This window comes from Microtetraspora malaysiensis (assembly GCF_050947145.1).
Classification (GTDB): domain Bacteria; phylum Actinomycetota; class Actinomycetes; order Streptosporangiales; family Streptosporangiaceae; genus Microtetraspora_A; species Microtetraspora_A malaysiensis.
Map to the genome: position 1 here is coordinate 3,865,949 of NZ_CP191998.1, position 17,646 is coordinate 3,883,594.

General features: G+C 71.6%; 14 protein-coding genes. 13 read left to right on the forward strand and 1 reads right to left on the reverse strand.

All coding sequences use genetic code 11. From position 1 onward, the window contains the following. The first annotated feature begins 92 nt into the window (after positions 1–92). From ACQP1V_RS18235 to ACQP1V_RS18295, 13 genes are all read left to right on the forward strand, one after another. Positions 93–1,919 (forward strand): serine hydrolase domain-containing protein, encoded by a 1,827-nt coding sequence (locus ACQP1V_RS18235; protein WP_433424543.1) that lies wholly within the window; start codon positions 93–95, stop codon positions 1,917–1,919. Positions 1,920–1,937: 18 nt separating this feature from the next. Continuing rightward, on the forward strand, positions 1,938–3,074 hold the full coding sequence (locus ACQP1V_RS18240; protein ID WP_433424545.1) for a sensor histidine kinase: 1,137 nt from the start codon (positions 1,938–1,940) through the stop codon (positions 3,072–3,074). Continuing rightward, on the forward strand, positions 3,071–3,736 hold the full coding sequence (locus tag ACQP1V_RS18245; protein WP_387411000.1) for a response regulator: 666 nt from the start codon (positions 3,071–3,073) through the stop codon (positions 3,734–3,736). Before ACQP1V_RS18240 ends, ACQP1V_RS18245 begins: the two co-directional genes overlap by 4 nt. Positions 3,737–4,376: 640 nt before the next feature. Beyond that, positions 4,377–6,584 (forward strand): Ig-like domain-containing protein, encoded by a 2,208-nt coding sequence (locus ACQP1V_RS18250; protein WP_433424548.1) that lies wholly within the window; start codon positions 4,377–4,379, stop codon positions 6,582–6,584. Between the two features lie 274 nt (positions 6,585–6,858). Further along, positions 6,859–7,974 (forward strand): GntR family transcriptional regulator, encoded by a 1,116-nt coding sequence (locus ACQP1V_RS18255; protein WP_433424551.1) that lies wholly within the window; start codon positions 6,859–6,861, stop codon positions 7,972–7,974. A 62-nt stretch (positions 7,975–8,036) separates the two neighbouring features. Then, on the forward strand, positions 8,037–9,326 hold the full coding sequence (locus ACQP1V_RS18260; protein WP_433424554.1) for an ABC transporter substrate-binding protein: 1,290 nt from the start codon (positions 8,037–8,039) through the stop codon (positions 9,324–9,326). Positions 9,327–9,328: 2 nt separating this feature from the next. Then, a complete protein-coding gene (locus tag ACQP1V_RS18265) occupies positions 9,329–10,255 on the forward strand; it encodes a carbohydrate ABC transporter permease (RefSeq protein ID WP_433424557.1) in 927 nt (308 codons plus the stop codon). Beyond that, on the forward strand, positions 10,248–11,060 hold the full coding sequence (locus ACQP1V_RS18270) for a carbohydrate ABC transporter permease (protein ID WP_067135194.1): 813 nt from the start codon (positions 10,248–10,250) through the stop codon (positions 11,058–11,060). Before ACQP1V_RS18265 ends, ACQP1V_RS18270 begins: the two co-directional genes overlap by 8 nt. 29 nt (positions 11,061–11,089) lie before the next feature. Beyond that, positions 11,090–12,097, forward strand: a complete 1,008-nt coding sequence (locus ACQP1V_RS18275; RefSeq protein WP_084259057.1) for a Gfo/Idh/MocA family protein — start codon at positions 11,090–11,092, stop codon at positions 12,095–12,097. Then, on the forward strand, positions 12,094–12,864 hold the full coding sequence (locus tag ACQP1V_RS18280) for a sugar phosphate isomerase/epimerase family protein (protein ID WP_433424560.1): 771 nt from the start codon (positions 12,094–12,096) through the stop codon (positions 12,862–12,864). Before ACQP1V_RS18275 ends, ACQP1V_RS18280 begins: the two co-directional genes overlap by 4 nt. Next, positions 12,861–14,309: a beta-N-acetylhexosaminidase gene (locus tag ACQP1V_RS18285; protein WP_433424563.1), complete on the forward strand. Its 1,449-nt coding sequence runs from the start codon at positions 12,861–12,863 to the stop codon at positions 14,307–14,309. Before ACQP1V_RS18280 ends, ACQP1V_RS18285 begins: the two co-directional genes overlap by 4 nt. Continuing rightward, entirely contained in the window at positions 14,296–15,321 is a 1,026-nt protein-coding gene (locus tag ACQP1V_RS18290) for an NAD-dependent epimerase/dehydratase family protein (RefSeq protein ID WP_067135188.1), read from the forward strand. The genes ACQP1V_RS18285 and ACQP1V_RS18290 overlap by 14 nt, the downstream gene beginning before the upstream one ends. A gap of 1 nt (position 15,322) precedes the next feature. Next, positions 15,323–16,330 carry a dihydrodipicolinate synthase family protein gene (locus ACQP1V_RS18295; RefSeq protein ID WP_067135186.1) on the forward strand — a complete coding sequence of 336 codons (1,008 nt, stop codon included), beginning with the start codon at positions 15,323–15,325 and terminating at the stop codon, positions 16,328–16,330. A gap of 352 nt (positions 16,331–16,682) precedes the next feature. On the opposite strand, the gene ACQP1V_RS18300 is transcribed toward ACQP1V_RS18295, so the two are convergent. Next, positions 16,683–17,573 (reverse strand): MurR/RpiR family transcriptional regulator, encoded by an 891-nt coding sequence (locus ACQP1V_RS18300; RefSeq protein WP_433424567.1) that lies wholly within the window; start codon positions 17,571–17,573, stop codon positions 16,683–16,685. Positions 17,574–17,646: the final 73 nt, after the last annotated feature.

Sequence of the window (17,646 nt, forward strand, 5' to 3'; positions counted from 1 at the left end):
GAAGGCCCTTCTTCTCTCCGTCGCGTGAGGGAGGAGTGAATGGGTGATGTCGGCGATGTCCCGACGGGGGCGGACGCAGGAACCTTGACGGCATGCTGGTGAAACTCATGACGGCCCTGGTCCTGGTGATCGCCCCTTCGCAGGCGGCAGATCCGTCGGCCCCGCCAGGGCTCGGCGGACTGATCGACGAGCACGTCGCCACGACGATGGCCGAGGAGAAGATCCCGGGCGTGGCCGTGACAGTCGTGGCAGGCGGCAAGCGGGTGGTGCACAGAGGGTACGGCTGGGCCGATGTGGAGCGGCGGATCCCGGTGGATCCCGAGCGCACCCGGTTCCTCATCGGGTCGGAGACCAAATTGTTCACCGCTCAGGCGGCCCTGCAACTCGTCCGTGCGGGCAAGCTGGAGTTGGACGCCGATGTCAACACATATTTAAATACGTTCAAGATCCGTGATGCCTATCCGGGGCGTCCGGTCACCTTGCGGCACCTTCTCACGCATACGGCCGGGTTCGACGAGGACTACGTGGTGGGCAGCGGCGCGCATGTGCGGCCGCTGGGCGAGGCGCTGGCCGCAAGCCAGCCGGCGCGGGTGCGCCCGCCCGGAACCGGCCTGGCTTACAGCAACTACGGTGTGGCCCTGGCCGGCTACCTGGTGGAGATCGCGTCGCGGATGCCGTTCGAGGAGTACATCGAGTGGCAGGTGTTGGAGCCGCTCGGCATGAGGAACTCGGTCATCGCCTGCGGCGGGTTGCGGGACACCCGGGCGTACCTGGTGGACGGCTCCCCAACCAGGGTCAACTGCGCGGATTTCGCCGCCTCCGGAGCGGGTCCGTCGTCCACCGCCTCCGATATGGCCGCCTACATGCAGGCCCAGCTGTCGCGAGACGTACGCCTCGGTCGGGGTGTGGCCGACGACATGCAACGCCAGCAGTACACCGAGCACCCCAGCCTGTCCGGCATGGGATTCATGTGGGAGCAGAGGCCGTACAAGGGCCATCGCATGCTCTTCAAGGGCGGCGACATGCCCGGTATGCACTCCTACATGTTCCTGCTGCCCGACCAGGGCATCGGCGTGCACGTGATGGCCAACGGCGATGGCACCGGAGGGCACGGGCTGGACGGGTTCGCACTCGCCGAGAAGATCATCGACCGATATCTGCCGGAGACGCGTCCGCCGACGGTCGAGGCGCTGCCCGACGCCTCTTCCCTGCGGTACGAGGGCTGGTACCAAAGCAGCCGCGTCAGCCACGGCAGCCTCCTCAAGGTGCGGACGCTGACGGACTCACCGGTCCACGTCACCGCTACCGCGGACGGAGGTATCGTCACCACCGGTCTCGGCGGCGGGCAGCAGCGCTGGACCCAGTTCGAGCCCGGCGTCTTCCAGAAGGAGGGCGGGTGGAGCCGCATCGCCTTTCCCGAGCCTGGTCAGCTGGCGCTCAGCGGCAGCACGGTCGTCTTCGACCAGATCGGCCTGCTGGATCACCCGTGGCTGTACCTCGGGCTGTTGGTGTGGGCCACGGTCGTATCGTTGATCGCTCTGCTGGGGTACCCCGTGGCGCTGGCCGTACGACGGGCCCGTGGGCGGACGACGCGCGGGCCGTGGGTTCCGCGCCTGCTGGCCTGGCTCGGCAGCACTCTCGTGGTCGTCTTCGTGGCCGGGTTCGGTACCCTGCTCGCCGATCAGGGACGGGCTCTGCCGCTGGTCCTGCAGGGGGCGCCTGTGTTGATCACGCTGCTGGTGCTGGCCTCGCTGACGGTGCCGCTGGCCGCCGCCCTGCTGGTCTGCACGACGATCGCCTGGCGGCGGCGCTGGTGGCGGACCGGGGCCAGGATCGGCCACACGCTGGTCACGATGGGCATCATCGCGTTCGCCGCCGTCGCGATCGTCTACAACTTCGCCGGCCCTCCCTACACCTGAACTATGATTTCGTCCCTTATGGCCGCCATTGTCCGCTCAGTTCGTCGGGTCCCTCCCCTGGCTGCGGACCTCGCGATCGCGCTGGTCGTGCTCGCCGCCCATTCGGCGCCCTTCCTCCTGACAACCCGGGCGGCTGACCCGGTGACGGGCTACACGCTCGCGCAGTACCTGCCTGTGCTCGGCCAGGCGCTGCCGCTGATCTGGAGGCGGCGCGCACCGCTGGCGGTCCTGGCGGCGGTGATGGCCGCGGCCGGCACGTACCTGCTCAACGATCCCGACACCGCCGAGCAGCCGATTCCCTACGCACTACTGATCGCCATCTATACGGTGGCCGCGCACGGCTCGCGCCGCACCCGGGCCTGGGCACCGGCCCTGCTCGCCGCGGGCTCTGGCGCCCAGCTCGCCGGGCTGATCTTGAACACGCCGAGCGCGGACACCACCGTGCGGGCACTGGTGATGTACGTCGCGGCCTGGGCCATGGGCCGGGCGACGGCCAATCGGCAGGCGTACGCCCACCAGCTCGAACGCGACAAGCGGCGGGAGGCGGAGCGGGCGGTCGAGCGGGAGCGGGCGGCGATCGCCCGGGACATGCACGACGTCCTCGGCCACGCGATCAGCCTGATCGTGGTGCAGGCGGAGGCCGGGCCGCTGGCCGTACGCCCCGACCCGGGCCGAGCCGAGGCCGCCTTCGACGCGATCGCCGCGACAGGGCGCGAGGCGATGGATCAGCTCCGCCGCTTGCTCGGCCTGCTGGGCAAGTCCTCGCCAGGCGCCCCGCCCACCGTGGCCCGAATCGAAGCGCTGGTCCACAGCGTGGATCGGGCCGGGCAACGCACCACCCTGACCGTCCACGGCACGCCGCGCCCGCTTCCCGCGGACGTGGAGGTCGCCGCCTACCGGATCGTGCAGGAGGCGCTTACCAACACGGTCAAACACGCCCAGGCGGCCACGGTCGCCGTCGAACTGGACTGGAGGCAGGACACGCTCATGATCGGCGTCACCGACGACGGCCGCGGCCACACCGGCGGCTCCGGCCACGGCCTGGTCGGCATCCGCGAGCGAGCCGCCGCTTGCGGCGGCTCGGCGGCCTTCGGCCCAGGGCCGGGCCGGCGCGGCTTCGCCGTCGCGGTGCGCCTGCCGGGAGCCGCCTCGTGACGATCCGCGTCGTGGTTGCCGACGACCATGAGTTGGTGCGCAGCGGCTTCGCCCTGATCCTCGACACCCAGCCCGACATCACGGTCGTGGCCGAGGCCGGTGACGGAGCCCAAGCCGTCGAGGCGGTACGAGCCCACGCCCCCGACATCGCCCTGCTCGACATCAACATGCCGGTCATGGACGGCATCCAGGCCGCCAGGACGATCTGCGCCGAGACCGACACCAAGGTCGTCATCCTGACCGTCTTCAATCAGGACGAGTACGTCTACGAGGCCTTGCATGCGGGGGCCAGCGGGTTCCTGCTGAAGGACGTGCGCCGCGACGACCTCGTCCACGCCGTGCGGGTGGTCATGGCGGGGGAGTCGCTGCTGGCTCCCGCCGTGGCCAGAAAGCTGATCGACGACCTCGTCCGCCGTGACACCCGCCCGCCGCTCGAGGTGCGGGGAATGGACACCCTTACCGGCCGGGAGCGAGAAACCCTCGCCCTGCTCGGCCAGGGCCTGTCCAACCCGGAGATCGCCGCGGCTCTGGTGGTCAGCGAGCACACCGTGAAGACCCATGTCAGCAACGTGCTGACCAAACTCGGCCTGCGGGATCGAATCCAGGCGGTCATCTGCGCCTATGAGTCCGGTCTCATTCAGCCGGGCCACTGGCGCCGCTGACACCAGGGCCTACGTGTGAGCACTGTGGACGGCATTCCGATGGGTGGCCATTCGTGGGCCGCAAGATCACAGTGGATCGCCACCGAGGTCAGCTGCTCTGCCGTCGACGCCATCGCTGGCGGCTCGAGGCCGGGTGACCTACAGCTATGGCCGGCAACATTGATGCCGCCCAGTTTGGGCAGCTTGTGCCCACGTGCCGGCCCATCGCTCGCGTGAGCCAGGTGTAGGCGAGCAGGATCCAGGCTGCCGCCGCTGCGCCGTTCAGCGCCATGCCCACCATTCGGTTCGCGCGGCTGCACCACAGCGACGCCGCCGGTGCCGCGAGGGCCGGGTCTCGCTTAAGGGGCGGTCGCGTCGTCGTGGCCGGCGGGGGCGGTTCCGGCGCTCCATGCCCCGGGGCGGATTCGATGGGGGGCCTCGCCCGCCGCCGTCAGCCGGTGCCGTGCGCGCCCCTGTCCTGGCTATCGGCACGTGGATGACCTGTGAGGTCACGCCCTGCGGCCCGAGCGCCGGCGTGCGGACGAATTCATGCCATTTTTCTCCCTTCATTTCGGGGCTATGGTTTCGCCATCTCACGGATTCCTGTGTCCGGATATTTCGTAATCCGGCATCAATTCATTCCTGTGGAGGTGGCATTCCTGTGCCTTCTGGCCTTCTGCGGATCACCGGGGCGCTCGTGCTCGCCCTGGCGGCCGTGCCGGCGATTCCGGCCGCCGCTCAGGCGGCGGAGCCGCCGTCGGTGGTGATCGACTCCTCCGAGACCGCGCCCGGCGTCGTACGGCTCGCCGGCCGGTTCACGGGGACGTACGACGTGAACGTCGTGGTGAACGGCGAGCGGATCGAGCGCGCCCGGGTGAACGACCCGGACGCCGACGACAACGGCACGTGGTCCTACGACCTGGACACGAGCGGCATCGACGGCGAGATCGAGGTCTACGCCAAGGCCACGGTGGCGGAGACGCGGTACGGCGCCTGGTCGGAGCCGCTGCGGCTCACGGTCGACAACCCGAAGGCGAGGGCGCCGAAGGTGTCGATCGCCGAACCGGCCGACGGGGCGCGGCTGACCCGGCCCACGCCCGTACGGGTGAACGTCGCCGGAAAGGACGTGCGCTCGGTGCGGGTCCGGGTCAACGGCGGCCCCTGGCAGCGCGCCTCCGAGGACGGCGCGCGGTACGTCGCCCTGGTGAACCCGGCGAAGTACGGCGACGTCATGGCGAGCCTGGAGGCGGAGGCGGTCGACGCGCGCGGCCACGTGTCCCGGTCGGCCAGCACGTACGTGGCGTTCGGCGCGGCGAAGAAGGTGCGTCCGGAGCCGCACCGGCAGGACCGGGCGATGTGGATCTGGGAGAAGGCCTCCTACAACCTGGTGCTCAACCCCGGGTCCCGCCGCCTGCTGGAGACCGTCCTCGCGCCCGGCTCGACGATGTACCTGGGCGTGGACACGTACGCCGGGCGCGACATGATCGAGGACGCGCGTCCGCAGTTGCGCGATCTCGTCGCCTGGGCGCACCGCCGGGGGATGAAGGTGCACGCCACGGTGGCCGGCGGAACGCGCCCGCCCTACCTCGGAGCGCTCGCCCGCTATCGCGACCGGGCCGTCGGGGAGATGGAGCGGGTGCTCGACTACAACTTCTCGTCGGCGCCGGCCGAGCGTTTCGACGGGATCAACGTGGACATCGAGCCCTACATCCTGCCCTGGTTCAACAGCGCGAAGCCGGACGTGCAGATCCAGTGGCTGGACACGCTGCGCGCGATGATCGCCCGCCGGGACGCGTCCGGGCAGCCGCTGCTGTTCGGCCCCGCCGTGCCCCGCTGGCTGGACACCTCCGCCTGCTGCACGGACATCACGTACGGCGGGACCACCCGCACGATGGCCGAGCACGTCCAGGACATGGCGGACTACATCGCGATCATGGACTACCGGGACCAGGCGGACGGCTCCGCGGGGATCATCGCGCAGGCCGCCGGCGAGCTCGCCTACGCCGAGCGCGTCGGCAAGCCGCTCTCCGTGGTGGTCGGGGTGGAGACGCTCGACATCGCGACCAGCGGCGACCCGTCCAGCATCACCTTCCGCGAGGAGGGCCGGGACGTGATGGAGGCGGAGCTGGCCAAGGTCTACCAGGCGTTCTCCGGCAGCCCCGCCTTCGCCGGGGTGGCGCTGCACCACTACGACTCCTACCGGGATCTGCCCACGATCTGGGGCGAGTCCGCGCGGTGGCCCGACCCGCCCGCCGACTCCGGCCCGCCCACGGGTGTCGAGTCGCCGCCGAAGGCCGTCGCGTTCGACCACGCCACCGTCGATCTGACGTACGGGCGCGCGTACGACGACACCGAGGTCGAGTTCTACGAGGTGCACCGATCGACGGATCCGCACTTCACGCCGGGGCCGGGCACCGTCGCCGGGCGGGCGCGCGGCCTGACCCACACCGACGCCGGGCTGCTGCCCGGCACCGCGTACACGTACCGGATCGTGCCGGTGGACGTGGCGGGAAACCGCGGCCCCGCCTCCGCCCCGGTGACCGTGACGACCGGGACCACCGACCTGCGCCCGATGGTGGTGGAGTCGATGGCCGTCACGCTGGAGGGCGGCGCGGCGCGGGTGCGGCTGCGCGTCGTGGACAAGGAGACCGGGCGGCCGGTGGCCGCGACCGTGCGCGGCCGGTTCACCTTCTCCGGGGGACGGTACGTGACGGTGACGGCGGACGCCGACGGCTGGGCCACGGCGACGTCCGAGGGACTGAAACTGCCGACAGGCGAGATCGGGTTCGCCGGCCACCGGCTGACCGCCCCCGGCCACTACTGGGCCGCCGCCTACGACCGGGACCGGGAGGTCACCGCCCGCTGGTGACCCGTCTCTCGCGGCCTCACCGTGCCGTGGGGCCGCGACCTGAGGCCGTGACCTGAGGCCGTGGCGTGGGGCCGTGGCGTGGGGCCCGTGCGGACCTGACCGTCCGCCGGTGACCCGTGCCCGCCGAAGGGCCGCCTCCCTGCCGGAGGCGGCCCTTTTTCCTGCGGATATTGGGACGAATTCATTCCTTTTAGCGGCGAAATATGGGGTGAATTTAGGGTTGACATTACGGACATACGACGAGAAGAATCCCGTTATGGAGCCACCCGATGGAATGAATTCCCTCCCAAGGGGACGGCGATTCCGCACCCTGGCCGCACGCCTGCGGCAGGAGATCGTGCAGGGTCGCTGGCCGGTCGGCGGCAGGCTGCCGACCGAGGCCGAGCTGGCGCAGACCTACTCGGTCGGCGTGAACACGGTGCGCCGCGCGGTCGACCTCCTGGTCGAGGAGGGACTCGTCCGGCGGCGGCAGGGGTCGGGCACGTTCGTGACCGCCTCCGCCACCACCGGAGCCAGGCCACGCCTCATCGGTGCGCTCGTTCCGTCGAACACCTACTACTTCCCCCAGGTCGTCCAGGGCATCGAGCGGGCGGCCACCGCCGCCGGCGTCCAGCTCGTGCTCGCGTGCTCCAACTACGACCCCGGCGTCGAGCTCGCGCAGATCCAGCAGCTCGTCGACGTCGGGGTCGCGGGCCTGCTGCTGGTGCCCAACCTGCACCTGGTCGCCGACCCCGCCGCGCACCTGGCCCAGCTGCGTGAGCTGTCCGTGCCGTACGTGCTGGTGGAACGGAGGCCGGCCGACCCCCGCCCGGCCGACCCCACCTCCTACGTCTGCACGGACGTGCACGGCGGCGGCTACGCCGCGGTGCAGCACCTGAACGGGCTCGGCCGCGGCCGGATCGGCTACCTCGGCCGGATCGGCACCGCCACGTCCGATCAGGTTTTCGCCGGATACCGCCAGGCCATCGCCGACCTCGGACTGCCGGAGATCCCGGAGGCCGTGGCCCGGCAGCCCGTCTGGACCGGCAACGACATGCTCGCGTTCGCCAACGCCTGCGTCACCCACAAGGTCCGCGCGGTGGTGTGCCTCGGCGACCGCGAGGCGACCGCGCTCCTGCCCTACCTGCGCCGGGTCGGCCTGAACGTCCCGGACGACGTCGCCATCGTCGCCTACGACGACGAGGTCGCCGACCTGTCCGAGGTGCCGCTCACCGCCGTCTCCCCGCCCAAGGCGGAGGTCGGCCGCATGGCCACGGAGCTCCTGCTCCGCCGGATCGAGCTCGGCTCGGTCGCCCCCGTCTGCCGCGTCGTGCTGCAGCCCCGCCTGGCCGTACGGGCCTCCTGCGGCGCCGCCTCCGGCAGCCTCGTGGAGGTCCGCGTCCCCCTGTGACGCCGGCCGCGTCTTCCTCACCCCCTCACCCCCTTCCTGCCCCCCTTCTGCTGGAGGTCCTCATGAGAGTGCGTATGCTCGCCGCCGCCGCGGTGGCCGTCCTGACCGTGGCCGGCACGGCCGCGTGCGGCGGCTCCGCCGACGACTCGGGAGCGGTCACGCTGCGGCTCGGCTTCTACGCCGCCGCCGGAGACCCGGCCGACACGACCATGCGCGAGCTCGTCAAGGAGTTCACGGCCGCCAACCCGACGATCAAGGTGGAGCTCGACGTCGCGCCGTACGTGAAGTTCTTCGAGCGGCTGCGCACCCAGATCGCCGGCGGCCAGGCGCCGCAGGTGTGGCTGTCGGACGGCGTGCTCGTGCAGGAGTTCGCCGCGCGCGGCGCCCTCGCCGACCTGACCGACCGGGTCAAGACCGTGAACGCCGCCGACTACTCCGGCATCGAGCTGAACCGGGACGCCAAGGGCCGGATCTACGGCTTCCCGCAGGGCGCCCAGACGCCGGTGCTGTTCTACAACAAGAAGCTGTTCGCCGACGCCAAGGTTTCCGAGCCGACGGCCGACTGGACGTACGACGACCTGGCCGCGGCGGCGAAGCAGCTGACCAAGGACACCAACGGCGACGGCAAGCCGGACACGTACGGCTTCCGCGCCTACTCGCCGGGCTTCACCGAGAGCTGGTGGCCGATCATCAAGGCGTACGGCGGCGACATCGTCACCGACGACAACCGCAAGGTGGTCGTGGACAGCCCGCAGTCGAAGGCCGCGCTCGACTGGATGCTCGGCGCGATGGGCAAGGACGGGTTCGCCCCCGACTTCGCGACCACCGAGGGCCTCGGCAAGGGTGTCGTGCACACGCTGTTCGCCACCGGCCGGGTCGCCATGTCGTACGGCATCTACGCCCGCACCCTGCCCGCGACGAGCGCGGGCGTCGACTTCGGGGTGGCGCCGCTGCCGAAGGGCCCGTCCGGCCGCGGCAACGTCGCGATCGTCAACTCGTGGGTGGTCAACAAGAAGGCCTCGGCGGCGCAGGCCGACGCGGCGTGGAAGTGGATCACCTTCTTCTCCGGCGAGGGCCCGCAGCGCAAGTGGGCCGAGCTGGGCGAGGCGATCCCCATCAACAAGAAGGTCGCCTCCACGGCCCTGCCCGCCGACCGCCATGCCTTCCTCGAGTCGCTCGACGCGGCCACCGACCTCGGCGCCAACGCCGTGTGGTCGGAGTACACCGAGGCCCTGGCGAAGCGGGTCAACGAGGCGCTGTCCGGCGCCACGCCCGTGGACACGGCGCTCACGTCCGGGCAGAAGGAGGCCCAGGAGGTCATCGACCGCTTCTACGCGGGGCAGACGCAGTGACCGTGCTCACCGGAAGAGCCGGGAAGATGGCCGCCGACCGGCGGCCATCTTCCCGGAAGCGGAACGCGGGGGAGCGGGCCTGGGCGGTCGCCTTCGCCTCGCCCTACCTGCTCCACCTGGTCGCGCTGGCCGCCTGGCCGCTGCTCGCCTCGCTGTACTTCAGCATGACCGACTACGACCTGGTCTCCTCGCCGAAGTTCGTCGGGTTCGACAACTTCGCCCGGATGTTCAGCGACGGCCTCTTCTGGCGGACGCTCGGCAACACGGCGTACTTCGCCGTGCTGTTCGTGCCGACCCAGACCGCCCTGGCCCTGGGCCTGGCGATCGCGCTCAACCAGCGGCTGCGCGGCATGGCCCTGTTCCGCGCGGCCTACTTCGTCCCGGTCGTCTCGTCGTGGGTGGTCGTCGCGTACGTCGCCGACGCCGTCTTCAACCCGCAGACCGGCCTCGCCAATCAGGTGCTCGACTTCTTCGGGCTGCCGGCTGCGAACTGGCTGCAGGACCCGGCGCTGGTCATCCCCACGCTCGCGGGGGTCGCGGTGTGGAAGGGCGTCGGCTACATGATGGTGCTCTTCCTCGCCGGCCTCCAGGCCATCCCGGAGGAGCGCTACGAGGCGGCGAAGATCGACGGCGCGTCGGCGTGGAACCGGTTCCGCTACATCACCCTGCCCGGCATCTCCGGCACCACGTTCCTGGTGCTGGTGCTCACCTCGATCGAGACGTTGCAGTCGTTCGAGCAGGTCTTCGTCATGACCGACGGCGGCCCGCACGGGGCGAGCGAGCTGACCGTGCTCCACCTCTACCGGCAGGGTTTCCAGTTCTTCCAGATGGGCTACGCCTCGGCCATCGCGTGGGTGCTGTTCGTGCTGGTGCTCGCGCTCACCATGGTGCAGTTCCGGCTCCAGCGCAGGTGGGTCCACTATGCGTAAGACCGTCTCCTATGTCCTGGTCACGGCGGGCGCGCTGGTCATGCTGGTGCCGTTCGTGGCCGCGCTCAGCAACTCGCTCAAGAGCTTCGCGCAGTACATCCAGGTGCCGCCCACGTGGATCCCCGACCCGATCCAGTGGGACAACTACGTGGAGGTGTGGCGGCGCACCCCGTTCGGGCTCTACCTGGTCAACAGCCTGGTGATCGCGATCCTCGCCGTGATCGGCAACGTGCTGACCAGCGCGATGGTCGGCCACGCCCTGGCCCGCATGCGGCTGCCCGGCAGGCAGGCGCTGCTCACCATGGCGCTCGGGACCATGATGCTGCCGACCGTCATCACGATCGTGCCGAACTTCCTGCTGTTCCGCTCGCTGGGCTGGCTGGACACCCTGCTGCCGCTCATCGCGCCGTACTGGCTGGCCACGCCCATCGGGATCTTCCTGATGCGGCAGACGTTCCTCGGCATACCGAAGGACTTCGAGGAGGCCGCGGGCCTCGACGGCGCCAACCCGTGGCAGGTGTTCTGGCGGATCCACCTGCCGCTGGCCAAGCCCGCCCTGGCCACGCTCGCGGTCTTCACGTTCACCACCTCGTGGAAGGCCGTGCTGGAGCCGACCATCTACCTCACCTCGCCGGAGAACTACACGCTGCCGGTCGGCGTGCTGAGCCTGAAGGGCCAGTTCGTCGGGAACGACCAGCTTGTGACGGCCGCCGCGATGATGAGCCTGCTGCCGATGCTGGTCGTGTTCATCCTGGCCCAGCGCTATTTCGTCCGCGGAACCATGTCCGCGGGAATCAAGGGCTGAAGCCCCCCATCCCTACTGGAAAGGAAATCGTGACCACATCATCCGGGCTGCGCCTGGGCGTTATCGGCGCGGGCACCATCGCGGAGTTCCACGTGGCCGCCGCCCGCCGGACGGCCGGACGGGTCAACGTCGTCGCGGTGTGCGACGTACGGGCCGAGGCGGCGGAGAAGCTGGCCGCCGAGGCCGGGGCCCGTGCCTTCACCGACCACCAGGCGATGATCGACGCGGGCGGCCTCGACGCCGTCGTGATCACCGTCCCGCACGCCCTGCACGCCCCGATCACCCTGGACGCGGCCGCGGCCGGGCTGCACGTCCTGCTGGAGAAGCCGATCGCCACCACGCGCGAGGACGCGATCCGCATGATCGACGCCTGCCGCGCGGCCGGCGTCGTGTTCGCGGTCGGGCACGTCCTGCGCTTCGTCCCGACGCTGCGCGCCGCGGCCGCCTACCTGGCCTCCGGCGAGCTGGGCGGCGTCGTGGTGGCCTCGGAGCGGCGTACCGCCGACTACGCCGACCCCGCGCGGCCCCGCTGGTTCCTCGACGCGGGCATGGCCGGCGGCGGCATCGTGCTCAACGTCGGCACCCACAGCATCGACAAGCTCCAGATGCTCGTCGGCTCGCCGATCGTCGAGGTGACCGCCCACACGGCCGCGCCCGAGGGCGTGCCGGTCGAGACCGAGGCCGTCGCGCTCGCCCGGCACGCCGACGGCACCCGCTCGACGATCTCCGTCACCGGAACCGGCCTGCCGTTCACCGACGAGGCCGAGATCGTGTGCGGCGAGGGCGCGGTGCGGATCAGCCGCGGCGAGGGCGTCTGGTCCTTCCGCAGAGGCGCCGCCACCCAGGTGGCCGCGCCCGAGCCCGGCGAGATGGCCGCCGCGTTCGCCGCGCAGCTCTCCGACTTCGCGCGGGCCTGCGCGGAGGGGAGCACCCCCGAGGTCACGCCCGAGTACGCGCTGTCCGTCCTCGACGTCGCCCTCGCGGTCTACGAGTCATCCCGTCAAGGTTCCACCGTCACAGTGAAGGGACTCCTGTGAACCCGCTCGCGTTCAGCACGCTCGGCATGCCGGGCGCCCCCGCCGCCGACGTCATTGAGACCGCCTCCCGGTACGGCTGCGCCGGCGTGGAACTGCGCTGCGCCGACGGCGAGATCATCGCGCCGGACACGCCCACCGCCGAACTGCGCGAGGTCGCCCGCACGTTCGCCGCGGCCGGGGTCGAGATCGTCGCGGTCTGCTCCTACACCCGGGTGGCGCGACCGGACGGCGACCCGGTCGCCGAGGTGCTGCGCCACGTGGAGATCGCCGAGGCCCTCGGCTCGCCGTTCGTACGGGTCTTCGGCGGAGTGGAAGGGCAGGACGACCCGGCCGCCGCCGCGACTCGGAGGCTCGCGGAGGTGGCGGAGCGGCTGCCGGACAACGGCGTCGACGTGCTGCTGGAGACCCACGACGTCTTCCTCACCGGCGAGGCGATCGCCGGGGTCCTCGCCGGTGTCGGCTCGCCGCGCGTCGGCGCGCTGTGGGACGTGGTCAACCCGTGGCGGGCGGGGGAGAGCGCCGCGGCCACCGCGGACGTGCTCGCGCCGTACCTGCGGCACGTGCAGATCAAGGACGCGGCGACGCCCACCGAGCTGGCGCCGGTGCTGCCCGGACAGGGCACCGTGGGCGTGGCCGGCGTGCTCGCCGAGCTCGACCGCATCGGCTACTCCGGATATCTCGCGCTCGAATGGGAGCGCGCGTGGTACCCCGACGCGCCGCCCGTCGGCGACGCGCTCGCCGTCTTCCGCGAGGTGCTCGGGCGGTGATCCCCCAGGTCGCCTCCTTCATCCCGGGAGAGGGGCGGTTCCCGCTGGATCGCGGCGTGCGGGTCAGCGGCCCGCACGCCGAGACGGCGCGCGAACTGCTCGGCACCGCCGCGGACGGCGACGGCCCCGGCGAGATCGTGCTGGGCCTCGTGGACGACCCGTCCCTCGGGGAGGAGGGATACACCCTCACCGTCACCCCCGAGGAGGTCCGGATCGCCGCGGCGACCGCCGCCGGGCTGCGCTGGGGCGTCCAGACGCTGCGCCAGCTCGACGGGCCCGGCGGCGTCCCGTGCTGCGCCGTACGCGACGTGCCGAGGTACGCCTGGCGCGGCGTCATGATCGACGTGGCGCGCTGGTGGCGGCCGATGTCCTTCCTGCGCACGTACGTCGACCTGCTGGCGCTGCACAAGTTCAACGTCCTGCACCTGCACCTCACCGACGACCAGGGCTGGCGCTTCGAGGTGCGCGGGCACCCGCGGCTCACCGAGGTCGGGGCCCACCGGGCCGAGTCCTCGGCCGGCCTGGCGCGGGATGGCAGATTCGACGGGACCCCGCACGGTGGCTGCTACACCCAGCGGGAGTTGCGCGACCTCGTGGATTACGCGGCCGCCCGCGGCGTGACCGTGGTCCCCGAGGTCGAGTTCCCCGGCCACTCCACGGCCGCGCTCGCGGCCTACCCGTGGCTCGGCCACTCGCCCGCGGAGCCCGTCGAGGTGCGGACCTCGTGGGGCATCTCGTCGCGCGTCCTCAACGTGAGCGACCGCGCCGCCGGGTTCGCCCGCGACGTGCTCGACGAGCTATGCGACGTGTTCCCGTCCCGGTACGTCCACATCGGCGGCGACGAGGTGCGCGGCGGCGAGTGGGCCGCCAGCCCCGAGGCGGCGCGGCGCGTGGCGAGCGAAGGGCTCACCGGCCCGGCCGCCCTGCTCGGCTGGTGGGGGCGGCTCCTCGCCGACCACCTGCGTGGGCTCGGCCGCCGCGCCGTGGCCTGGGACGACATGCTCGACCACGACCCGCCCGACGACATGGTGATCATGGCGTGGCGGGGCGTGGACCGGATCGAGGCCGCCCTGCGGGCCGGGCACGACGTGGTGGCGGCCCCGCACACGCACACCTACCTCGACTACGCCCAGTCGGACGCTCCGGGGGAGCCGCTCTGCATAACGGGGCCGCTCCTGTCCCTGGAAACCGCCTACGAATTCGACGCGGGGGAGGGCGTCCTCGGCATGCAGGCGCAGCTCTGGAGCGAGTACCTCCCCACGAAGGAACGCTTCGACTACAACGCCTTCCCCCGCCTCTGCGCCGTCGCCGAGGCCGCCTGGTCCTCCGGCCGCGACCTGGGCGACTTCACCCGCCGGCTGACCGCCCACCTGCCGCTCCTCGACGAGATGGGCGTGCGTTACCGGCGGCCCCACGACGAAGGAGTGCGAGATGTTCACCTCTGAACAGCAGCTCGAGGACCGGCTGGCCACCCCATCGGCCGACCTGGTAGCCGACATGGGCCGACTGGACGGCGACCTCGTCGTGCTCGGCGCCGGCGGCAAGATGGGGCCCAGCCTGGTCCGGCTGGCCCGGCGCGCCCTCGACGCCGCGGGACGCGGCTCCGCCCGCGTGTACGCGGTGTCGCGGTGGTCCGACGAGGCCGCCGCCAAAGCTCTGACCGAGCAGGGCGTCGACGTGGTACGCCACGACCTGATGGACGGCGACGACCTCGCCGGGCTGCCCGACGCGGCCAACGTCGTCTTCATGGTCGGTGCGAAGTTCGGCACGTCGGCCGCGCCGTACCAGGCGTGGGCGGTCAACGCGGCGCTGCCCGCGGCCGTCGCGCGGCGCTACCGCGACTCGGCGATCGCGGCCTTCTCCACCGGCAACGTCTACCCGCTGGTGGACGTCGCCTCCGGCGGCAGCGCGGAGGAGGACCGGCCCGATCCGGTCGGCGAGTACGCGATGAGCTGCCTCGGCAGGGAACGCGTCTTCGAGCACGCCGCCGCCGCGTACGGCACCCGGGTCGCGATCCTGCGGCTCAACTACGCGGTGGACCTGCGCTACGGCGTGGTCGCGGACATCGCCGCCGCCCTGGCGGCGGGCGAGCCGGTGGACGTCACGACCGGCCACGTCAACGTCGTGTGGCAGGGCTACGCGAACGAGGTGGCGCTGCGCGCGCTGCGGCACGCGCGCGCTCCGGAGGCGTTCACGCTCAACCTGACCGGGCCCGAGACGGCCTCGGTGCGGCGCACGGCGACCCGCCTGGCCGCCGCGCTCGGCGTCGAGGCGACCTTCACCGGCCGGGAGAGCGGCACCGCGCTGCTGAACGACGCCTCCCGCTGCCACGGTCTCTTCGGCTATCCGGACGTGCCGCTGGACACGCTGATCGCGTGGCAGGCCGACTGGATCTCGCGCGGGCTGCCGCTGTCCGGGAAGCCGACCAAGTTCGCGGTGCGCGACGGGAGGTTCTGAGATGTCGATCGACCTGCTCAGGGAGGGGACGGTGATCCCCGCCCACCCGCTGGCGCTGACCGAGCAGCGCACGCTGGACGAACGCCGCCAGCGCGCGCTCACCCGCTACTACCTCGACTCGGGCGCGGGCGGGGCGGCCGTCGCCGTCCACACCACGCAGTTCGAGATCCGCGACGCGGGGCTGCTCAGGCCGGTGCTGGAGCTCGCCGCCGAGGTGGTGGCGAAGGAGGCCGGCCGCCCCTTCGTCATGGTCGCCGGAGCGTGCGGGGACACCGCCCAGGCGGTCGCGGAGGCGGAACTGGCCGCCTCGCTCGGCTACCACGCCGTGCTGCTGTCGCCGAAGGTGCCCGGCGCCGGCGAGCCGGAGCTGCTGGAGCGTGCCAAGGCGGTGGGCGAGGTGCTGCCCGTCATCGGCTTCTACCTCCAGGAGGCGGTGGGCGGCCGCAGGCTGAGCCCGTCCTTCTGGCGGTCGCTGAGCGAACAGGAGTCCCTGGTCGCGATCAAGATGGCGCCCTTCGACCGGTACCGCACGGTCGACGTGGTCAGGGCGGTCGCCGCCTCCGGGCGCGGTGACGACATCGCGCTCTACACCGGCAACGACGACAACATCCTGGCCGACCTGCTCACGCCGGTCGGGGGACGCCGCGTCGTCGGCGGCCTGCTCGGCCAGTGGGCGGTGTGGACCCGCGCGGCGGTGCTCATGTTCGAGGAGGTACGGCGGGCCTGGGCCGGGGACGACGAGGTCCTGCGTTCCCTGCTGGCCCGCGCCGCCGACCTCACCGACGCCAACGGCGCCGTCTTCGACGTGGCGAACGGCTTCCACGGCTGCATCGCCGGGGTCCACGAGGTGCTGCGCGGGCAGGGCCTCCTGGCCGGCACGTGGTGCCTCAACCCGGATGAAGGGCTGTCCCCGGGACAGGCCGAGGAGCTCGCCCGGGTAGGCGCCGCCTACCCCTGGCTGGTCGACGACGATTTCGTCGCCGCCCACCTGGACGACTGGCTGCGCTGACCGCCGATCTCCGGTCCGGGGCCGGGAGTGTCCTCCCGGCCCCGGACCCGTGGATGAAGCCAGGGGCGCTCAGACTCCTGACGTCCTGCTTGCGAAGACGCATGCTGATCTGGATCGACCTGGGTCCCTGTCGGCTGAGCCGTTGATCGCATTCCCCGCGGGTCCCCTTGGTCATCCTTGTTCACCGCGGGTACGCGGACCCGGCTCTGCCCGAGCAGCCGTGCAACCCGGCCGCGCCCCTCGCCGAGCGCGGGCTCACTTGGGCGTGTTGACCTACACCCGCTGACCGCGCACTGTCGAACTCGCCGCCCCCGTCCGCCGCCGCATAGCTCCGGTGTGAGAAAGGGAACGTTCAGTACGGCAGGAAGATCTGGCGTTCCGTGGCGCTGTCGTCGAAGGCTTCGAGCTGGGCCTGCCCTTCGGCGGCGAGGGTGTCCAGCATGGTGTGCAGCAGCGCCGTGCACAGAACCGTGGGACCTGCGTGGGAGTCGAACGCGAAATCCGAGCTCACCGGTGCGAGCAGGACCTCGTCCGCGTGGTCGGTGAGCCGGCCGACCGGTTGATCGGTGATGAGGGCGACCTTCAGCCCCACGCGCCGCGCCCATATGAGCCCCTGGGCCAGCTCGCGCGGGTAGCGCGGCAATCCGATGGCAAGCACCCACTCGGCTCCGGCTTCGGCCGCCCGACTCAGCCGGTCCTCCATGGGCGACCCCGCGACGTCCAGTACCCGTACGTCCGGGAGCACTTTTTCGGCGAGGTAGCCGAACAGGTGCGCAAGCGGGGCGGAGATCCGCAGTCCCACCACCAGGAGCGGACGCGACCTGGCCAGGTGAGCGGCCACCTGCCGAAGCTTACTGAGATCCCCGAGACCGTCCCGCAGCCGCTCGAGGTCGCGGATCTCGGAGTTCACCAGTTCCTGGATCTCGTTGAGACCCTCGGCGGGCAGCGCTCGTTGCGGGCCGCCGAACACCGACGAGCGGAGCGCGTCCCGGAACTCGGGGAACCCCCTGAACCCGAGCGCGGCGGCGAAGCGGGTGACCGACGGCTGGCTGACTCCGACGCGCTCGGCGATGTCGGTGCTGGTGAAGAAGACGGCCTCTTGCGCGTGGTCGAGCAGGTAGCGCGCGATCCGGCGCTGCGACGGGGAGAGCCGGTGGTCACCCAAGAGCGAGCGCAGGTTCGCGGAGATCCGCGCCGCGTCCGGCACAGCGAACGGCCGGCCGGTCTCCCTGGCGTGCCCCATCCTCGACCACTTCCCTTCTCCATGGAGTGACAGACCCAGCGACGGTCTCACCGCCCGGCGGGCGACGCCATCG

Coding starts and splice junctions, on each gene's coding strand:
- ACQP1V_RS18235 (WP_433424543.1), top strand. CDS start 93: ATGCTGGTGAAACTCATGACGGCCCTGGTCCTGGTGATCGCCCCTTCG.
- ACQP1V_RS18270 (WP_067135194.1), top strand. CDS start 10,248: ATGCGTAAGACCGTCTCCTATGTCCTGGTCACGGCGGGCGCGCTGGTC.
- ACQP1V_RS18295 (WP_067135186.1), top strand. CDS start 15,323: ATGTCGATCGACCTGCTCAGGGAGGGGACGGTGATCCCCGCCCACCCG.
- ACQP1V_RS18260 (WP_433424554.1), top strand. CDS start 8,037: ATGAGAGTGCGTATGCTCGCCGCCGCCGCGGTGGCCGTCCTGACCGTG.
- ACQP1V_RS18290 (WP_067135188.1), top strand. CDS start 14,296: ATGTTCACCTCTGAACAGCAGCTCGAGGACCGGCTGGCCACCCCATCG.
- ACQP1V_RS18300 (WP_433424567.1), bottom strand. CDS start 17,573: ATGGGGCACGCCAGGGAGACCGGCCGGCCGTTCGCTGTGCCGGACGCG.
- ACQP1V_RS18240 (WP_433424545.1), top strand. CDS start 1,938: ATGGCCGCCATTGTCCGCTCAGTTCGTCGGGTCCCTCCCCTGGCTGCG.
- ACQP1V_RS18255 (WP_433424551.1), top strand. CDS start 6,859: ATGAATTCCCTCCCAAGGGGACGGCGATTCCGCACCCTGGCCGCACGC.